Below are 18807 nucleotides of genomic sequence, written 5' to 3'. Positions count from 1 at the left end.
TTCCTAAAAATGACAGAACAGGAACTCATAGAAAAGATCGATACCGTACTGGCCGATGAATTCGAAGTCGACCGGACGACCATCACGCCCGAAGCCCCGCTGCTGGAGACGCTCGACCTGGACAGCCTCGACCTGGTGGACGTCGTGGTGATCGTCGACAAGAACTTCGGCGTAACGCTCACGGGCCCCGATTTCAAGGAGCTGAAGACCTTCCGGGACTTCTACGACCTGATTATCAGCCGGACGAATGGGAAATAACGGCAAACAGTGGAGCGGACGCTCGCGCGGCGGCGGTTTCGGGTACAATTTCTTCATCCTGCTGATGAAGGTGGCCGGAATACGCAGCGCGTATGCCTTCCTCTCGCTGGTAGTCGTCTATTTCATCCCCTTCGCACCCCGCGCCACGCGGGCCGTATGGTTCTATAACCGCCGCATCCTGGGATACGGCAGGCTGCACTCGGCGGTGAAGCTCTACGCCCACTACTATGCGCTCGGGCAGACGATCATCGACCGGGTGGCTATCGGCAGCGGCATGGAGCGGAAATACAAATTCGAATTCGAAAACTACGACGCTTTCCTGCGCGTACTCGACGGCGGGCGCGGGGCGGTGATCATCGGCGCACACGTCGGATGCTGGGGCACGGGGGCCGGGTTCTTCGGGGACTACGCCCGCAAGATGCACCTGGTGATGTACGACGCCGAATACCGGCAGATCAAAAACGTCATGGAGAAACATTGCGGGCAGGAGGGCTACAAGGTGATCGCGGTGAACGAGGGCGGCATCGAGTCGATCCTCCGCATCAAGGAGGTGCTCGACCGCAAGGAGTACGTCTGCTTCCAGGGCGACCGCTTCGTCGAGGGCAGCCCGACGGTGACGCTACCTTTCATGAGGCACGAAGCGCCGTTCCCGGCGGGGCCGTTCGCTGTCGCCGGGAAATTCCGCGCCCCGGTGGTCTTCTACTATGCCATGCGCGAACGCGGCAGGCGTTACCGCTTCATCTTCGACATCCCGGACGAGGACGGGTGCGGCACGAAGGAGGCCATACTGGGCAGCTACGTACGCTCGCTCGAGGCCGTGGTGAGACGCTACCCGCAGCAGTGGTTCAACTTCTATCGGTTTTGGTCGTGAGCGCATGCAGCATATTACTCGTATCGGCCAACCGGCACACCTCGCCCTACCCCGTTTATCCGCTCGGACTTTCGTATCTGAAAACCTACCTGGAGCGCACGATAAACGGGATACGCGTCGATATTGCGGACTGCAACCTGCTTTCCGACGCACAACTCGCGGAACGCATCCGCACGCTGGCACCCCGTTACATCGGGCTGTCGCTGCGCAATGTCGACGGGGCCAACTCGCTCGACCGGCGGGGTTTCCTGCCCCAGTACAAGGTGCTGGCAGACGTCATACGCGCGGCAAGCGACGCCCCCCTGATCATCGGCGGCGCAGGGTTCTCGATCTACCCCGAGGCCTTCATGCGGGAGCTGGGCGCCGACTACGGCATCCACGGTGAGGGCGAAGAGCCGCTCGCAGAGCTGATCGGGGCGCTGGAGCGCGGCCGGACGGAGATCGACATCCCGTCGGTCTATACCCGCGACGGACGCCGCGGAAGCGGCCGCAGGAGCTACCTGCCGTCGATCGAGGTGCAGTTCGAGCCCGAGTTGACGGGCTATTACTGGAAGCGGAGCGGGATGCTCAACATACAGACCAAGCGGGGATGCCCCTACGACTGCATCTATTGTTCGTACCCCTCGATCGACGGGCGGTGCGTGCGGACGATGGATCCCGAGGCCATCGCCGAAAATATCCTGCGCGCCAAGCGCGACTACGGGATCAGCTACCTGTTTTTCACCGACTCGGTGTTCAACATCGGCCCGGAATACAACGTCCGGCTGGCCGAGACGCTGATCCGCCGCCGCACGGATATCCGCTGGGGCGCCTACTTCTCGCCGCGAGGCATCGACGCAGAGCAGATGCGGCTGTTCCGGGCTTCGGGGCTTACGCACATCGAATTCGGCACCGAGTCATTCTGCGACCGGACGCTGGAGGCTTACGGCAAGCGTTTCACGTTCGGCGACGTCGAGCGGGCAAGCCGGCTCGCGCTGGACGAGGGTGTCTACTACGCCCACTTCCTGATCCTGGGCGGCTACGGCGACACGCGCGAAAACATGCGCGAAACAATCGAAAACTCGCGGCGGATGGAGTACACCGTCATGTTCCCCTATGCGGGCATGCGCATCTACCCGCATACGCGGCTGGCGGAGCTGGCCGCGAAAGAGGGTGTCGTCGGCCGGGACGACGACCTGCTGGGGCCGACCTACTACCTCTCGCCGGACTTCGACCTGGAACAGGTGCGGCCTGCCGCGCTGGCCACGGGCAAGGCGTGGGTTTTCCCCGACGACCCGCAGAGCGCGCTGGCGGATACGCTGCGGTTGAAACGAAATAAAAAAGGGCCTTTATGGGAGTACCTGAGAAAACCCTGATTACGGGGGAGGAGATACTGGAATACATCCCGCAGCGCCCGCCGGTCGTGATGGTCGACACCTTTTACGGCATCGACGAGCGGGGGTGCGCACGCAGCGGGCTGACCGTTACGGCGGACAACCTGTTCGTCGCGGACGGGGTGCTGGACGAGTGCGGCATCGTGGAGCACATCGCACAGTCGGCCGCCCTGAGGGCGGGTTACATGAACCGCACGATGGGCCGAAGAGTGCAGCTGGGGTACATCGGCGCCGTGAACGACCTGAAGGTGCACTTCCTGCCGCCGGTGGGCAGCAGGCTCGTCACCCAGAACATGGTCGAGCAGACGGTGATGAACGTAACGCTTCTTTCGGCACGGACGGAATGCGACGGGAAACCCGTCGCCGAGTGCCGGATGAAAATATACCTGGAAGAGTGATGGTACGCAGGAAAAAGAGCGAGGCGAGCCTCGTGAACAAGACATCGCTGCGCGTGAGGTTCAGCGAAGTGGATTCGATGCAGATCGTGTGGCACGGCGAATACGTGCGTTATTTCGAGGACGGGCGCGAGGCGTTCGGCCGCGAATTCGCAGGGCTGGGTTACATGGACATCTATGCCAGCGGCTACACGGCGCCGATCGTCGAGTTGCACCTGCAATACAGGAAACCGCTGAAAGTGAATGACACGGCCGTAGTGGAAACCCGCTATATCGCCACCGAGGCGGCGAAGGTCTGTTTCGAGTACACGATTCGCAGCGCCACCGACGGCGAAGTGGTGGCCGAAGGCAGCTCGACACAGGTGTTTCTCGACAGCCGGGGCGAACTGCAACTGCTCGCGCCGGAATTCTACCGCAAATGGAAAGAGCGATGGGAGGTGAAATAACGGTCTGGTGGGGCCCCGACGACATGGTATCGGCGCTGGGCTTCGGCACGGAGGAGAACATGGCCGCCGTACGTGCCATGAAAAGCTCGCTGGCGTCGTGGCACGACGCCACACCCGTATGCCTGATCGACCGGAAGCGGCTCGGAGCGCTGGCGGCGGAGCAGGGACTCGCGGGATATACGCCCCTGGAACGGCTCGTGCTGGCGACGCTGGGCGGGGTGGTCGCCCGCTCGGGGGTCACGCCCGCCGACAAGCGGGTGCTGATCGTCCTGGCGACGACCAAAGGGGAGATCGGGTCGCTGGGGAGCGCCCCGGAGCGATGCGACCTGAACAGGACGGCGGAAGTCGTGGGGCGTCATTTCGGCGCCGCGCACCGGCCGCTGCTGGTCTCGAACGCCTGCATCTCGGGCGTTTCGGCCATCGTCATCGCGGCACGGCTGATCCGCAGCGGCCGGTACGACCATGTCTTCGTGGCGGGATTCGACCTGCTGTGCGACTTCATCGTCAGCGGATTCAACGCCTTCAAGTCGGTGAGCCCGACGCTTTGCCGTCCCTACGATGCGGCACGCGACGGGCTGACGCTGGGCGAAGCGTGCGGCGCCGTCCTGCTGACACGCGACCGACGGCTCTCGGGCACGGGCGTGAGCGTGGCGGGAGGCGGAATTTCGAACGACGCCAACCACATATCGGCGCCTTCGCGCACTGGCGACGGGCTCTGGTACGCCATCCGCGCGGCACTCGCCGAGGCGGGAACCGGAGCCAGGGAGGTCGGGCTGGTAAACACCCACGGCACGGCGACCGCCTACAACGACGAGATGGAGAGCAAGGCGCTGCACCTGGCGGGATTGTGCGGCGTACCCTGCAACTCGCTGAAGCCCTATTTCGGACATACGCTGGGGGCTTCGGGCGTGATCGAGAGCATCGTTACGGTACGTGAGCTGTGCGAGGGCACCTGCTTCGGGGTGAAGGGCTACGCGGAGTGCGGGGTACCCTACTCGCCCGACTTAAGCGCCGCGCACCGCAAGATACAAACGGACACGGCGCTGAAAACCGCCTCGGGATTCGGGGGCTGCAACGCCGCGGTCGTATTCCGCCGCGCAGCGGGCCCCAACGCCGCGCCCGGAAATGAAACGACGGCGGGACAAGGCAGCGAACCGGACACAGGGACGCAAGGCGGGAACGACTGCCCGGAGGCAGCCCGTGCCCGAAGCGGAACGGCTATGAGCGCGAATGACCGGGGGCACGGCAAAAATGCGGTCGGGGACCGGAACCCGGACACCGGAGAAAAGGCCGGCGGCCATGCGGAAACCGGCACAGGACGACACGGCAGCGGAATCCGCTGTCACGATACGGCACACGTCGTCATTGCGCAACACCCTTCGCTGCCGTTCGACGCCTTCATCCGCGAAAGATACCGGGCGCTCGCAGACCCGAACATGAAGTTCTCGAAGATGGACGACCTGTGCAAGCTGGCCTACGTCGCCTCGTGCGAACTGCTCTCCGGACACAGGCCCGATTGCCCGGCGGAGCGCATCGGCGTGGTGATGGCCAACCGCAGCGCCTCGCTCGACAGCGACCGGCGCCACCAGGCGATTATCGACGCCGGGGACGGGTGCGGGGCTTCACCGGCGGTGTTCGTCTACACGCTGCCCAACATCATGCTGGGGCAGGTGGCGATCAAGCACGGGCTGAAGGGAGAGAGCACTTTTTTTGCGTTCCCGGACAAAAGCAGTAACTTTATCCGGGAATACGCCGCTTCGCTGATCGCCGAAGGGCGCATGGACGCCGTCCTGTGGGGCTGGTGCGAATTCGACGGCGGCAGCTACGACTGCGAACTGACATTAACCGAAAAAACGGGACAAGATACGATGGAAGATCTGGAACTGCAACTCAAACAACAAATTATCGAAGCGCTGAACCTCGAGGAGATCACCGCCGACGAGATAGCGACCGACGCGCCGCTGTTCGGCGACGGGCTGGGACTCGACTCGATCGACGCACTGGAAATCACCCTCCTGCTCGAAAAACACTACGGCATACGGCTGGCGAACCCGGCCGAAGCCAAACCGATATTCTATTCGGTAGCCACGCTGGCCGACTTTATCCGCAAGAACCGCCCGCAATGAGCATAGCCGTCTGCGGCATAGGGATCATCTCGGCCATCGGCATCGGAGCCGGGGAGACGCTCGGGAACCTGCGCACCGGACGCAGCGGAATCGGGAAGCCGACGCTTCCCGGTTCGGCTGTCGGCGTGCCCGTGGGCGAAGTGAAACGGGACAACGCGGCACTCGGGGAGCTGCTCGGCATCCCGGAGCGCGAACATCCCTCCCGCACCGCCCTGCTGGGCATGGCGGCGGCCGCACAGGCCGTAGCGGATGCGGCGATCCCCGCCGGGGCGCGCGTAGCACTCGTCTCGGGCACCTCGGTAGGCGGCATGGATTTGACGGAGAATTTCTACCGCGACTTCCGCACGGACAAGGCGAAAGGGCGGCTGCGCGACGTGGCGGGGCACGACTGTGCCGACAGCACGCAACGGATCGCCCGCTACTGCGGCATTGGAGGTTACACGGCGACGGTCAGCACGGCCTGCTCGTCGGCCGCAAACGCCATCGTCACCGGCGCCCTGCTGCTCGGGAGCGGCATGGCCGACTATGTGGTGGCCGGGGGCACGGATGCCCTCTGCCGTTTCACGCTCAACGGCTTCAACTCGCTCTCGGTGCTCGACCGGGAACCCTGCCGCCCGTTCGACGCCACGCGCGCCGGGCTGAACCTGGGCGAAGGGGCGGGTTACCTCGTCCTCACGCACGAAAGGCCCGGCATGCGCACCTACTGCCGCCTGACGGGATATGCCAATGCCAACGACGCCTATCACCAAACGGCCTCGTCGCAAACGGGCGAGGGGGCATACCGCGCCATGGCCGGGGCGCTGGCACAAAGCGGGCTGCGCTGCGTGGACTACATCAACGTCCACGGCACGGCGACCCCGAACAACGACCTCACGGAAGGCACCGCCCTGCGGCGGCTGTTCGGCGGACAGGTGCCGCCGTTCAGTTCGACGAAAGGCTATACGGGGCATGCGCTCGCCGCGGCGGGAGGCATCGAGGCCGTATTGGCGGTGCTGGCTATCACACACGGGCTGCGCTACGGCAACCCCGGATTCGCGGAGCCGATCCCGGAGCTCGGGCTGCACCCCGTAGCACGGACGCAAGAGGCCGACGTACGTTCGGTGCTCTCCAATTCGTTCGGGTTCGGCGGCAACTGCTGTTCATTAATCTTTGCCAAATGAAACTCTACGTCAACTGCATCACATCGGACGCCGGGCTGCGCCGCGACATCAAGGAGCTGATCCCCGAAATGAACCTCCGACGGAGGATGAGCCGCGTGGTGAAGTCGGGCGTCGCGGCGGGCATCGAATCGCTGCTGGAATTCGGCGACCGGGCGGCGGTCGAGGCCGTCGTCACGGCCACGGGGCTGGGGTGCATCGCCGACAGCGAGAAATTCCTCGACTCGCTGATCGCCAACGAAGAGCGGATGCTCAACCCGACGCCGTTCATCCAGTCGACGTTCAACACGGTCGGGGCTCAGATCGCCCTGCTGCGCGGGCTGCACTGCTACAACACGACCTACGCCAACCGCTGGACGAGCTTCGAGAACGCCCTGACGGATGCCGCACTGCGCATCGGCGCGGGGTTGTCGCGGGCGGTACTGGTCGGGGCGTTCGACGAGACGACGCCGTCGGTCGAAAAGGTACTGCAACGCCTCGGGATGGCACAGCAGGGCGGCTGGGGCGAATCGTCGGTATTCTTCGTGCTGACCGCCGAAGCGTTCGACACCTCGGTCGCGGCGATCACGGGGATCCGGTTCACGGACGGCACAGCCATCGGGGAAAGCGCCGGCAGTGAATTCCCGGACGGGGAAAGCGCCGGCACGGGAAGAATCCAGTCCCGGGAAGATGCCGGCACAAGGACATCGGCCGGGGGAAACGCCGGCCGTGAAATCCCGGCCGGGGGAAGTCCCGGCACGGGGACGGCCGCCGGGAACGGGGAGGAACCAGGGAATGCGATGCATAGCGGCGAGTGCCGGACGGTACGTGCGTCGATGAGCGGCGTGACGCCCCATTTCACGGCCATCGCCGAGGTGTTCCGCCGTGTGGTCGCCGGGGAGGCCGGGAATACGGGTAAGGCCGGAAATATCGGGAACGCCGGGAGCATAGAGGACACCGGGAACGCCGGGCAGAGGATCGTGCTTTACAACGATTTCCCGGGCAGCACCGTATCCGCCATCGAATTGACATGTATGTAATTATCGCCATAATCGCCGCGGGGTTCGCCCTTTTCTACTGCTCCTACCAGATCAGGCTGGGGGCGTATGTCCGCAGCCTGTGCCGCAACCGGGCGGCGGGGCGCGTCGTGGCGCTGACGTTCGACGACGGGCCCGACCCCGAGCAGACGCCGCGCGTATTGGACACGCTGCGGGCGCACGGCGTACGGGCGACCTTCTTCCTGATCGGCAGCAAGGCCGAACTGCACCCGGAGATCGTACGCCGTATGGCCGCCGAGGGGCATGCAATCGGCATTCACACGTGGAGCCACACGCCCGGCTTCCCGATGCTGCGAAGCGGGGCGATGGCGGCCGACATCCTGCGGTGCCGGGAGTCGCTGCGCGAGATAACCGGCGTGGAAACCGACCTTTTCCGGCCCCCCTACGGGGTCACGAACCCGATGGTGGCACGCGCCGTGAAACGGACGGGAAGCCGCTGCGTGGGCTGGAGCATCCGCTCGCTCGACACGCTCCGGCAGCGCAGCCGTGAGGCCGTGGCACGCCGCATCCGCCGACGGCTGGGCGACGGCAAGGTGATCCTGCTGCACGACGACCGCCCCGGTGCCGAACGGCTACTGGCGATGGTGCTGAACGACCTGCAACGCGGGGGCTACCGCACGGCGACCGTATGCGAACTGTTTAAAACCGAGAAACCATGAAGATAGCGTCACTTCTTTTCATCCCCGCCCTGCTCCTGTCGGGGCTGACGGCCCGGGCCGGGCTGCCCGCGTCGTTCAAAGAGCGGCTCGCCGAAGCCAGCCGCGAGAACAGGACTATCCAGTGCGACTTCACGCAGCGCAAACAGGTGCGCCGCATGAAGAACGAGATCGAGCTCAAAGGCCGCTTCTATTACGATAACAGTCTGGCCATGGCGCTCGACTACACCGTGCCCGAAGGCGACAAGGTGATTATCCGCAACGACCGCATCATCCTCAAAACGGCCGGGCAGGTGACCCAGACCGCGACGTCGGCCAACCCCATGCTGCAACAGGTGGCGCTGATGATCCGCGCCAGCATGACCGGCGACCTCTCGCAGTTCGGCCAGGGGTGGCAGATCGGCTACACCGAAAAGGAGGGTGTCGGGGAGGTGAAAATGGTTCCCGAGTCGAAGCGCGCCCGCAAGTACATCGACTCGATCACGCTCTGCTTCGACCTGAGGGACATGACCTTAGACCGCATGGAACTCTGCGAGACCGAGGGCGGGCATTCGGTCTACGAATTCCGCAACAAGCGTTTCAACCTCCCGGTCGACCCCGCAAGGTTCAACCCGTAACCCAGAGACCACGCCCGATGCAAGACCTGTTCACCAGCATAGACAACTACTTGGCCCAGGAGGGGCATTACGCTTTCCGCGTGCGGCTCGATGCGTCGCACCCGGTCTACCGGGGGCATTTCCCGGGGCACCCGGTGCTGCCGGGGGTCTGCACGCTGCAACTCGTACGGGAATGCCTGAACCGCGGCACGGGGCGCAGGTTCCGCTATGCAGCCATCCGCGAATGCAAGTTCCTCGGCATGGTCGTACCGCAGGCGGACGAACTGCTGGAGATCGACATCAGGCTCGCGGACGACGGCCCCGCGGCGAAGAAGCTCGTTTGCACCGTCGCCAACAACGGCAAAACGGCACTCAAACTCAAAGGAACCGTCAGCGAAGAGCTATGACCAGCGAAAAAAACGACATACTGGCGGTGATCCCGACCTACAACAACGAAAAGACCCTCGCCCGAGTCATCGGAGACGTGCGCCGCTACTGCACGGACGTGCTGGTGGTGAACGACGGGTCGACCGACTCGACGGCGGGGATAATCGCCGGGGCGGGCGTCGGGAGCATCTCCTACGCTCCGAACCGGGGCAAGGGCTACGCCCTGCGCCGGGCGCTGCGCTACGCCGCGGAGCACGGCTACCGTTACATGCTGACGATCGACTCGGACGGACAGCACTACGCCTCGGACATCCCGAAATTCGTCGAAGAGATCGCAAAGACCCCCGACGCACTGCTCGTAGGGGCCCGCAACCTGAGGTCGGACAACATGCCGGGCAAAAACACCTTCGCCAACAAATTCTCGAACTTCTGGTTCCGCGTGGAGACGGGCATCCGCCTCGACGACACGCAGTCGGGGTTCCGGCTCTACCCCGTGCGGCGGATGAAGGGGATGCGTTTCGCGACGCGCCGCTACGAGTTCGAGGTCGAAGTGCTGGTACGCGCCGCATGGCGCGGGATCGAGGTGCGCAACATCCCGGTGAGGGTTTTCTACCCCGAAAAGGCCGAGCGCGTGTCGCATTTCCGCCCGGGCAAGGATTTCACGCGCATCAGCATCCTCAACACGCTGCTCGTGCTCGGGGCGCTGCTGTTCTATTATCCCTGGCGGTTCCTGCGGTCGCTCACCCGGGAAAACATCCGGCGCTTCGTGGTCGACAACATCACCCGGTCGAAGGACTCGAACCCGCGGCTGGCCGCCTCGATCGGGCTGGGCGTCTTCTTCGGCATCGCCCCGCTGTGGGGCTACCAGATGATCGCGGCCGCCGTTACGGCGCATTTCACACACCTGAACAAAGCCGTGGCGGTTATCAGCTCGAACATCAGCATCCCGCCGATGATCCCGTTCATCCTCTACGGAAGTTACTGGACGGGGGCGCAGGTCTTGCAGCGCGACATGCCGCTCTCGCTCTCGGACATCACCCTAGAACGGGTGGCCGCAGACCTCGTACAATACATCGCGGGCAGCTTCACGATGGCCGCCGTATGCGGTGCGGCCGCGATGGCGGTCGGCTATGCCCTGCTCGTACTCTGTAAACGCACGCCCGGCCATGAATAAACTTTTCATCACCCTCTACGACTTCTTCGAACGGCGCCGCGCACTGCTCTGCACGGTGCTGGCAGTGCTGGTCGCGGCGATGGGTGCGGCGGCCCTGCAACTGCGTTTCAGCGAGAACATCACCGGCTTCTTCCCCGACGGGGAGCGGAAGGCCGCGGCGGCATTCTCGAACCTGAAGATCAAGGACAAGATCGCCGTGATGATAAATGCCCGGGAAGGTGCAGAAGGCACGGGAGCCACGGCGGAGGGGATGATGGCCTGCGCCGACCGGCTGGTGGAACTGCTCGAAGCCGATACGCTTTTCCACCGCTGGGCACAGGCCGAGGCTTCGTTCGGCAGCGAGCTGGTGGACGACATGCGGGCGTTCCTGCAAGGGCACCTGCCGCTGCTGCTCACCGAGGCGGACTATGCCCGCATGGACACGCTCCTCACGCGGCAGGGCATCGCGCGCGCGATGGAGAGCAACTACCGCAGGCTGCTGTCGCCCGTCGGCGGGTTCATCGACGAATACATCTACGACGACCCGCTGGGGCTGTCGTTCGGGGCACTGGGAAAATTACAGGAGCTGAATATCGGGGGCAATTACACGCTCTTCGACGACTACCTCTTCTCAAAGGACATGACGACGCTGATGGTCTTCATTTCGCCCCAGTACGAGAGCAGCGACACGGGCATCGGCGACCGGCTGGTGGAGCGGATCGAAGCGGTGCTGGCCGGCCTGAACGCCGAGTACGCCGCCCGGGGCATCTCGGCCGACTACTTCGGCGCCCCGGCCGTGGCCGCATACAACGCGCGGCAGATCAAGCACGACATGATGCTGACGCTGAACATCGCCATCCTCGTCATCGTGGTGTTCATCACCCTCTCGTTCCGCAACAAGCTGTCGGTGCTGCTGGCCCTGATCCCCGTGGCGCTGGGCGGATTGCTGGCGCTGGCGGTCATGTCACTCGTGTGCCACACGATCTCGGCCATAGCCGTCGGGGCGGGAACCGTCGTCATGGGCATCGCACTGAGCTACTCGATACACATTCTCTGCCATGCCAACCACTGCCACGACCCGCGGCAGATCATCCGCGACCTGGCCTACCCGCTGACGATCGGCAGCATCACGACCATCGGCGCCTTCGCCGGGCTGCTTTTCACCGACTCGCAGCTGCTGCGCGACTTCGGGCTCTTCGCTTCGCTGACACTGGTCGGAACGACGCTGTTCAGCCTCGTCCTGCTGCCCCACCTGATCCGTAAGGAGGATCGCGGGGGGGGGTCGGCCGTGCTGGAAGGCGTGGAGCGGCTCACGGGTATGCGCCCCGACCGCAACCGCATGCTGGTGGCGGCGATACTCGGGCTCACGGCGGTATGCCTCTTCTTCTTCAACCGCATCGGCTTCGACAGCGACATGATGCACCTGAACTACAACGCACCCCATCTGGCGCAGGCCGAGGAGCGTCTGGGCCGCCTGATGGACGACGACCGGGAACGTTCGAAGGTGCTCTTCCTCACGGCGGCTGACACCCCGGCCGAAGCCGTGGACAGCTACCTGCGCCTGGGACGGCAGCTCGACTCGCTGAAACAGGCCGGGAAGATCGACTCCCATGCCGGGGTGACCTCGTTCGTGGTGGACAGCGCCGAGCAGCTGCTGAGGCTGGAGCGCTGGCGAAAGTTCTGGACGCCGCAGCGCCGCGAAGTGCTGCGCGCAGGGATCCGGGAGGGCGAAAGGCGCTACGGATTCGCCGAAGGGGCCTTCGACGGCGCACTGGAACTGGCCGGAAGGGAGTACACGAAACTCGACTACTCGTCCCCGGCGGCACGGGAGGTATTCCGCGAATGGATCGACGGGCACGGCGCGACACCCATATTCCTGAGCCATGTGACATTGCCCGACAGCTGCAAGCACGAGGTTTACGCCGTGTTCTCGGCGGCGGACGACATCGTGGTCGCCGACCGGGCATTCTACGCCGGGAAAATGGCGCGGAGCGTGAACCACAACTTCTACCTGATACTCTCGATCTCGTCGATACTTGTCACCGTGGCGCTATTCCTCTGCTACGGGCGTATCGAGCTGACGCTGATGTCGCTGCTGCCGATGGGCATCAGCTGGGTCATCATCCTGGGACTGATGGCGATGTTCGGCGTGGAATTCAACATCGTGACGATCATCCTCTCGACCTTCATCTTCGGCATCGGCGACGACTTCAGCATCTTCATCATGGACGGGCTGCTGAGCGAATACAAGACCGGGCGCAGGATGCTCGACACGCACAAGACGGCGATCTTCTTTTCGGCCTTCACCGTCGTGGTGGGGCTCGGGGCGCTGATCTTCGCACGCCACCCGGCACTGCACTCGCTGGCGACGATCTCCCTATTCGGCATCGTCGCCGTGGTGCTGGTCTCCTACACGATACAACCCGTGCTGTTCCGGATGCTGATCACCTCGCAGACCGAAAAGGGCGGGGCGCCCTACACGCTGGGGAGCCTCGTGAACACGGCCTACGCATTCGGGTTGTTCGTGACGGGCTGCCAGTTGTTGCAGGCGCTGATCTTCACGCTCTGGCCGTTGCCGATGGCACGCCGCCGCAAACAGCGCATCGTGCAGTGGTCGATCCACCACATGACGCGGGGATTCCTGCGGGCGATGGTCACGACGAAGACCATACGCCTGAACGAGCCGGGCGAAAAGTTCGAAAAACCGGCGGTCGTGATCGCCAACCACCAGTCGTTCATCGACATCCTGGTGCTGCTGAGCATCTGCCCCAAGGCCGTGATGGTGACCAACGGCTGGGTATGGCGTTCGCCGGTATTCGGGCGTATCGTCCGCTACCTGGGGTTCTACCACGCGGCGGACGGATACGAACGCCTCGCCCCGGCACTGGCGCAGAAAGTGGCCGAAGGGTACAGCGTGATCGTCTTCCCCGAGGGGACGCGCTCGGCGGACGGGAAGATCGGACGCTTCCACAAGGGGGCTTTCTACCTGGCCGGGGAACTGGGGCTGGACATCTTGCCGATCTGCCTCTACGGCAACGGCATGATCTCGTCGAAAAGGCAGCCCATCTATATCAAACACGGGCTGGTGGTAAGCCGCGTGCTGCCGCGCATGGCTGCCGCCGACCCCGCGAACTGCTCGGCGCAGGCCAAGGCCGCCTGCCGCCTGATGCGCCGGGAGTACCTCGGGCTGTACGAAACCTACAACAGGCCGTGCAACCCCTATTTCCGCGACATGCTCATCAAGAGTTACACCTACAAGGGCCCCGTGCTGGAGTGGTACATGCGCGTCAAGGTGCGGCTGGAGCGGAGCTACGAGCTGTTCGACCGCATCGTGCCGCGCGATGCGGCGGTCGTAGACCTCGGGTGCGGATACGGCCCCCTGAGCTACATGCTCGCCATGCTCTGCGAGCGGCGGCGGGTCATCGGCATGGACTACGATGCGGAAAAGGTCGAGACGGCCGGACAGAGCTTCCTGCGGCGGCCGGGCATCGAGTTCATCCACGCCGACCTGCGCACGGCGGAGCTGCCCGGGGCAGACGCCTTCCTGCTGGTCGACGTGCTGCACTACATGCGCCCCGAAGAACAACGGGCGCTCATCGGGCGCTGCGCGGCACGGCTCAACGCAGGCGGACGGATCATCATCCGCGACGGCGACAGCGGCAAGGCCGAGCGGCACAAGGCCACGGCGATGACCGAGGTGTGGTCGACGAAGATCGTGGGGTTCAACAAGACCGACGGCGGGCTGCATTTCACCTCGACGCCCGAGCTGGCCCGGATCGCCCGCGAACTGGGCATGGAGATACACGCCGCGCACAAGGACACGCGCACATCGAATACGGTATACATACTGACCCGGCGGGAAACTGAGGGCCGAAAGGAGGAGTGACATGGAGGGGCAGTTCGACATAATCGTCATCGGCAGCGGCCTCGGAGGCCTGGAGTGCGGCGCCATGCTCGCCCGCGAAGGGATGGGGGTCTGCGTCACGGAACAGGCCGACGTCCCCGGGGGCTGCCTGCAATCGTTCTCCCGGCGGGGACATGCGATCGACACGGGCATGCACTACATCGGCAGCATGCAGGCCGGCGGCATCATGCGCCGTTACTTCGAATATTTCGGCATCCTCGGCTCGCTGCGCCTGCGGCCGCTCGACGAGGCATTCGACGTCGTGTCGCTGCCCGAAGCGGGCGACTACGCCTACATGCACGGTTACGAAGCCTTCGAAAAGCACCTCGGGGAATTGTTCCCGCACGAAAAGGCGGGGCTCGGCCGCTACTGCGCGAAGCTGCGCGAAATCGGCGGCAGCATCGGCATCGGGGTGCACCGCACGGGGCGGCTGTCGGACGGGGGAACGAAATACCTTGGGGCACCGGCGGCCGGATTCATCGGCGAATGCGTCGCAGACCCGCTGCTGCGCAATGTCCTCGCGGGGACGAACCCCCTCTACGGAGGCGTGCGCGAAAGCTCGACGCTCTACCACCACGCGATGGTAAACCACTCGAACATCGAGGGCGCCTGCCGCTTTACGGGCGGGACGCAGCAGATCGCCGACGCACTGGCGGCGAAGATCCGCGAGCACGGAGGGACGACGCTGGTGCGGAGCCGCGTCGTCGCCCTGCACACCGAAGGGCGGCGCGTCACGGGCGTGGAGCTGGCCGACGGGCGGATGCTGCGGGCAAAAACCGTCATCTCGGCCATCCATCCCGCGGAGACATTCCGCCTGATAGGCCCGACGCCCGTCGTCCGCAAGGCATTCCGGGAACGGATCGGCAGCCTGCCCGACTCATACGGGCTCTTCTCGGCATACCTGCTGCTGAAGCCGGGGCACTTCCCCTACATCAACCGGAACCTCTATTACTTCGCCGGGAAAGATGTCTGGAAGACGCTTTTCGACCCGGAGGCCATGCGGCCGGGGATGGTGCTGCTCAGCGCACAGGCTCCGGCCGGCGACCCGGCATGGTGCGACGTCGTAACGCTGATGACGCCCGTCGCCACCCGCCCCTGGGAGGCGTGGGAAGGCTCCGCCCCGGGACGCCGCCCCGAAGCCTACACGGCGCTGAAGGCCGCCATGACGCAGGCGACGGTCGATTTCGCCTGCGCCCGCCTTCCGGAACTGAGGGATGCCATCGCCCATACGTATGCTGCCACGCCGCTCACCTACCGCCACTACACCGGCGCACCGCACGGCGCGGCATACGGGCTGCTGAAAGACTGCCGCAGCATCATGGCGTCGCACATCCCGGCCCGCACCAAATTCGAAAACCTGCTGCTCACGGGGCAGAACCTCACGGTTCACGGCGCCATCGGCGTCACGCTGTCGGCCGCGGCGACCTGCTCGGAAATAGTGGGCACGGAATACCTCGCAAAAAAAATCGCAAACGCATGAAACGCCTCTTCAAATACACACTCATCGCACTGGCGGCGATCCTCGTCCTGCCGGCGGCATTCCTCTGCGGCCTCTATTTGACGGCCGACATGGAGCAACCAGCGGTGACGATCGACACCGCGGCCTACCGCGTCACAAACCACGGTGGCTACACCACCTGCCACGGCAGTTTCCTGCGCTGCAACCCCCACGGACTCTGGGAGCTCTATACCGCCGGGCCGCCCGAAGAGTCGGGGGCGGCGGCAGGCGCCCTCACCGCAGGGCTGATGCACTACCAGGAACAGGTTTTCGTAGACCAAATCCGCGAATTCGTCCCCTCGGAGGGCTACCTGAAATTCCTGGGCGGCATGATCCGGATATTCAACCGCAACCTGGGGCGGCACGTCCCCGAGGAGTACCGGCGCGAGATATACGCCCGGTCGCTTTACTGCTCGCACGACTTCGACGCCATCGGCACCCCCTACGAACGCCAGCTCAACTACCACGCGGCGCACGACATCGGGCACGCTATGAGCCAGTACATGCTCGTGGGATGCAGTTCGTTCGCGGCATGGGGCGGTGCGAGCGACGACGGGAAACCGGTCGTCGGGCGCAACTTCGATTTCTATATGGGCGACGACTTCGCCCGCAACAAGATCGTGACCTTCTGCCGGCCGCAGGCGGGCTATCCCTTCGCCAGCATCGGCTGGGCGGGGATGATCGGCGTGCTGTCGGGCATGAACTCCGAAGGGCTAACCGTGACGATCAATGCCGCGAAAGGGCCCGTGCCGCTCGCATCGGCGACACCCATCTCGATCCTCGCACGCGAGATCCTGCAACATGCGGCGACCATCGCAGAGGCGCTGGAGATCGCCCGCCGCCGCGACACCTTCGTCAGCGAATCGCTGCTCGTGGCCTCGGCACGCGACGGGAGGGCGGCGATCATCGAGAAAACGCCCCGCCGAACCGTGCTCTACGAGGGCGACGGGGAGTACCTCATATGCACGAACCACTACCAGTCGGAGGCGTTCGCCGACGACGGGGACAACCGCGAGAATATCGCCATGACCGACAGCCCCCATCGCTTCGCCCGGCTCGAAGAGCTCATGGCGGCGAATGCACCCCTCGGCGTCCCGGCAGCGGCCGCCATGCTGCGCGACCAGCGCGGCACGGGCGGCAAGGACATCGGCGTGGGGAACGACTGTTCGGTGAACCAGTCGATCGCCCACCACTCGGTCATATTCAAGCCGGCAACCCTGCAAATGTGGGTCTCGACCTCGCCGTGGCAGGGCGGCGCCTTTGTCTGCTACGACCTCGGGGCGATCCTGCGCAACCCCGACCCCGCCGCTGAGCTCTACGACTCGGCGCAGGAGATACCTTCCGACACGGCCTACCTGGCCCGAGACTACCCGCGCGTGGTCGCATACCGCCAACTCGGCGCCCGGATCCGCCGGGCGATGAAAGCAGGGAGGAAGGCCGACGGGGAATTGATAGAAACCTTCGCCCAAACCAATCCGCAGAATTTCCACACCTGGAAACTGCTGGGGGAATACTACCTCTCGCAGGGCGACGACGGGCGCGCGGCACAGAGCTTCGGCAAGGCGCTGGAGGCAGGGGTTCCCCGCAGGGACGAACTCCTGGCGATAGAAAGACTCAAATCGGAATGCAAGCCATGATACGAAACCCGGAAATACAATTCGCATCGGCCGATGCGATCGCGGCGTTCCAGGAGGAACGCCTGCGCGATGAGGTCGCCTACCTCTATGAAAATTCGCCTTACTACCGGCGCATGTTCGACGGCTGCGGCATGCAGCCCGGCGACATCCGCACGGCGGACGACCTGCGGCACCTGCCCGTAACCACCAAAACGGATCTGCAACTCCACCCCGGGGAGTTCGTCTGCGTGCCCCGCCACCGCATCATCGACTACGTGACCACGTCGGGAACCCTCGGCGACCCGGTGACGTTCGCCCTGACGGAAGAAGACCTGGGCCGGCTGGCCTACAACGAGGCCGTGTCGTTCACCACGGCGGGATGCACCGGGGAGGACATCCTGCAGCTGATGACAACCATCGACCGCCGCTTCATGGCCGGGCTGGCTTACTTCATGGGAGCCCGAGAGCTGGGATGCGGCGTGATTCGCGTGGGGAACGGCATCCCCGAACTGCAATGGGACACCATCCGGCGCATCGGCCCCACGGGCTGCATCGTCGTGCCGTCGTTCCTGATAAAACTCGTCGGCTATGCGCAGGAGCACGGGATCGACTACCGCCGCTCGTCGCTGCGCCGTGCGATCTGCATCGGCGAGGCGCTGCGCGACACCGACTTCAGCAACAACACGCTGGGAGCGAAAATCACCGAACTGTGGCCCGAACTGGAACTTTTCTCGACTTACGCCTCGACCGAGATGCAGACCTCGATCACCGAATGCGGGCACCACTGCGGCGGGCATGTCCCGGCCGACATGCTCCTGGTGGAGCTGCTCGACGAGCAGAACAACCCCGTGCCCGAGGGACAGGAGGGCGAGGTGGTAATCACGACGCTCGGCGTGCGGGGCATGCCGCTGCTGCGCTTCAAGACGGGCGACATCTGCATCGCCCGCACGGGACGCTGCGCCTGCGGCCGCACGACGATGCGCCTCTCGTCGGTGATCGGACGCCGGGGGCAGATGATCAAATTCAAGGGCACGACGCTATACCCGCCCGCGCTGTACGACGTGCTGGAGAACATCCCCGGCGTGAACAACTACATCATCGAGGTATTCACCGGAAGCCTCGGCACCGACCAGATCGTGCTGCGAATCGGCAGCACGCGCCGCGACGAAGCGTTCGAGAAGGAGATCAAGGACACGTTCCGCTCGAAAGTGCGCGTAGCACCCGAGGTGGTCTTCGAGCAGGTGGAGTACATTGCGAAAAAACAGATGCCCCAAATGAGCCGGAAACAAATAAAATTCGTAGATTTACGCGAACAAACCAAATAAAACCCAACC

Annotated in this window: 16 protein-coding genes; all 16 read left to right on the top strand. The window is 64.5% G+C overall.

All coding sequences use genetic code 11. The features are described 5' to 3' along the window. The first annotated feature begins 9 nt into the window (after positions 1–9). Genes B3C38_RS08960 through B3C38_RS08885 form a run of 16 tightly spaced genes read left to right on the top strand, consistent with a single transcriptional unit; the run spans position 10 to position 18798 of the window. Positions 10–258, top strand: a complete 249-nt coding sequence (locus tag B3C38_RS08960; RefSeq protein WP_022333234.1) for a phosphopantetheine-binding protein — start codon at positions 10–12, stop codon at positions 256–258. Further along, the gene (locus tag B3C38_RS08955) at positions 248–1129 is read left to right on the top strand and encodes an acyltransferase (RefSeq protein WP_276637571.1); all 882 of its coding nucleotides are present in this window, start codon (positions 248–250) and stop codon (positions 1127–1129) included. Before B3C38_RS08960 ends, B3C38_RS08955 begins: the two co-directional genes overlap by 11 nt. Beyond that, a complete protein-coding gene (locus B3C38_RS08950; RefSeq protein WP_286726832.1) occupies positions 1126–2484 on the top strand; it encodes a lipid biosynthesis B12-binding/radical SAM protein in 1359 nt (452 codons plus the stop codon). The genes B3C38_RS08955 and B3C38_RS08950 overlap by 4 nt, the downstream gene beginning before the upstream one ends. Beyond that, complete coding sequence (locus B3C38_RS08945; RefSeq protein ID WP_022333237.1) at positions 2460–2900, top strand: hypothetical protein; 441 nt, start codon at positions 2460–2462, stop codon at positions 2898–2900. Before B3C38_RS08950 ends, B3C38_RS08945 begins: the two co-directional genes overlap by 25 nt. Continuing rightward, positions 2900–3343: an acyl-CoA thioesterase gene (locus tag B3C38_RS08940; RefSeq protein WP_022333238.1), complete on the top strand. Its 444-nt coding sequence runs from the start codon at positions 2900–2902 to the stop codon at positions 3341–3343. The genes B3C38_RS08945 and B3C38_RS08940 overlap by 1 nt, the downstream gene beginning before the upstream one ends. Next, positions 3316–5469, top strand: a complete 2154-nt coding sequence (locus B3C38_RS08935) for a phosphopantetheine-binding protein (RefSeq protein ID WP_286726744.1) — start codon at positions 3316–3318, stop codon at positions 5467–5469. Before B3C38_RS08940 ends, B3C38_RS08935 begins: the two co-directional genes overlap by 28 nt. Further along, positions 5466–6629, top strand: a complete 1164-nt coding sequence (locus B3C38_RS08930; RefSeq protein ID WP_286726743.1) for a beta-ketoacyl-[acyl-carrier-protein] synthase family protein — start codon at positions 5466–5468, stop codon at positions 6627–6629. Before B3C38_RS08935 ends, B3C38_RS08930 begins: the two co-directional genes overlap by 4 nt. Continuing rightward, entirely contained in the window at positions 6626–7645 is a 1020-nt protein-coding gene (locus B3C38_RS08925; protein ID WP_022333241.1) for a beta-ketoacyl synthase chain length factor, read from the top strand. The genes B3C38_RS08930 and B3C38_RS08925 overlap by 4 nt, the downstream gene beginning before the upstream one ends. Continuing rightward, on the top strand, positions 7636–8322 hold the full coding sequence (locus tag B3C38_RS08920) for a polysaccharide deacetylase family protein (RefSeq protein ID WP_022333242.1): 687 nt from the start codon (positions 7636–7638) through the stop codon (positions 8320–8322). The genes B3C38_RS08925 and B3C38_RS08920 overlap by 10 nt, the downstream gene beginning before the upstream one ends. Next, positions 8319–8936 (top strand): LolA family protein, encoded by a 618-nt coding sequence (locus B3C38_RS08915; protein WP_032134694.1) that lies wholly within the window; start codon positions 8319–8321, stop codon positions 8934–8936. Before B3C38_RS08920 ends, B3C38_RS08915 begins: the two co-directional genes overlap by 4 nt. Positions 8937–8953: 17 nt before the next feature. After that, positions 8954–9322, top strand: a complete 369-nt coding sequence (locus B3C38_RS08910) for a beta-hydroxyacyl-ACP dehydratase (protein ID WP_055211890.1) — start codon at positions 8954–8956, stop codon at positions 9320–9322. Then, complete coding sequence (locus B3C38_RS08905; protein ID WP_055211892.1) at positions 9319–10476, top strand: DUF2062 domain-containing protein; 1158 nt, start codon at positions 9319–9321, stop codon at positions 10474–10476. Before B3C38_RS08910 ends, B3C38_RS08905 begins: the two co-directional genes overlap by 4 nt. Continuing rightward, the gene (locus tag B3C38_RS08900; protein WP_286726740.1) at positions 10469–14341 is read left to right on the top strand and encodes a trifunctional MMPL family transporter/lysophospholipid acyltransferase/class I SAM-dependent methyltransferase; all 3873 of its coding nucleotides are present in this window, start codon (positions 10469–10471) and stop codon (positions 14339–14341) included. Before B3C38_RS08905 ends, B3C38_RS08900 begins: the two co-directional genes overlap by 8 nt. 1 nt (position 14342) lies before the next feature. Continuing rightward, positions 14343–15839 (top strand): phytoene desaturase family protein, encoded by a 1497-nt coding sequence (locus tag B3C38_RS08895; protein ID WP_286726738.1) that lies wholly within the window; start codon positions 14343–14345, stop codon positions 15837–15839. Continuing rightward, positions 15836–17494 (top strand): C45 family autoproteolytic acyltransferase/hydolase, encoded by a 1659-nt coding sequence (locus B3C38_RS08890; RefSeq protein WP_286726737.1) that lies wholly within the window; start codon positions 15836–15838, stop codon positions 17492–17494. The genes B3C38_RS08895 and B3C38_RS08890 overlap by 4 nt, the downstream gene beginning before the upstream one ends. Then, complete coding sequence (locus B3C38_RS08885; RefSeq protein ID WP_286726736.1) at positions 17491–18798, top strand: phenylacetate--CoA ligase family protein; 1308 nt, start codon at positions 17491–17493, stop codon at positions 18796–18798. The genes B3C38_RS08890 and B3C38_RS08885 overlap by 4 nt, the downstream gene beginning before the upstream one ends. Positions 18799–18807: the final 9 nt, after the last annotated feature.

The sequence above is a fragment of the Alistipes sp. UBA1686 genome, from assembly GCF_002320215.1.
In the GTDB taxonomy this organism is placed as follows: Bacteria; Bacteroidota; Bacteroidia; order Bacteroidales; family Rikenellaceae; genus Alistipes; species Alistipes onderdonkii.
Note: the sequence above shows the minus strand (reverse complement) of the source record. Positions and strands in the feature narration are given on the sequence as shown.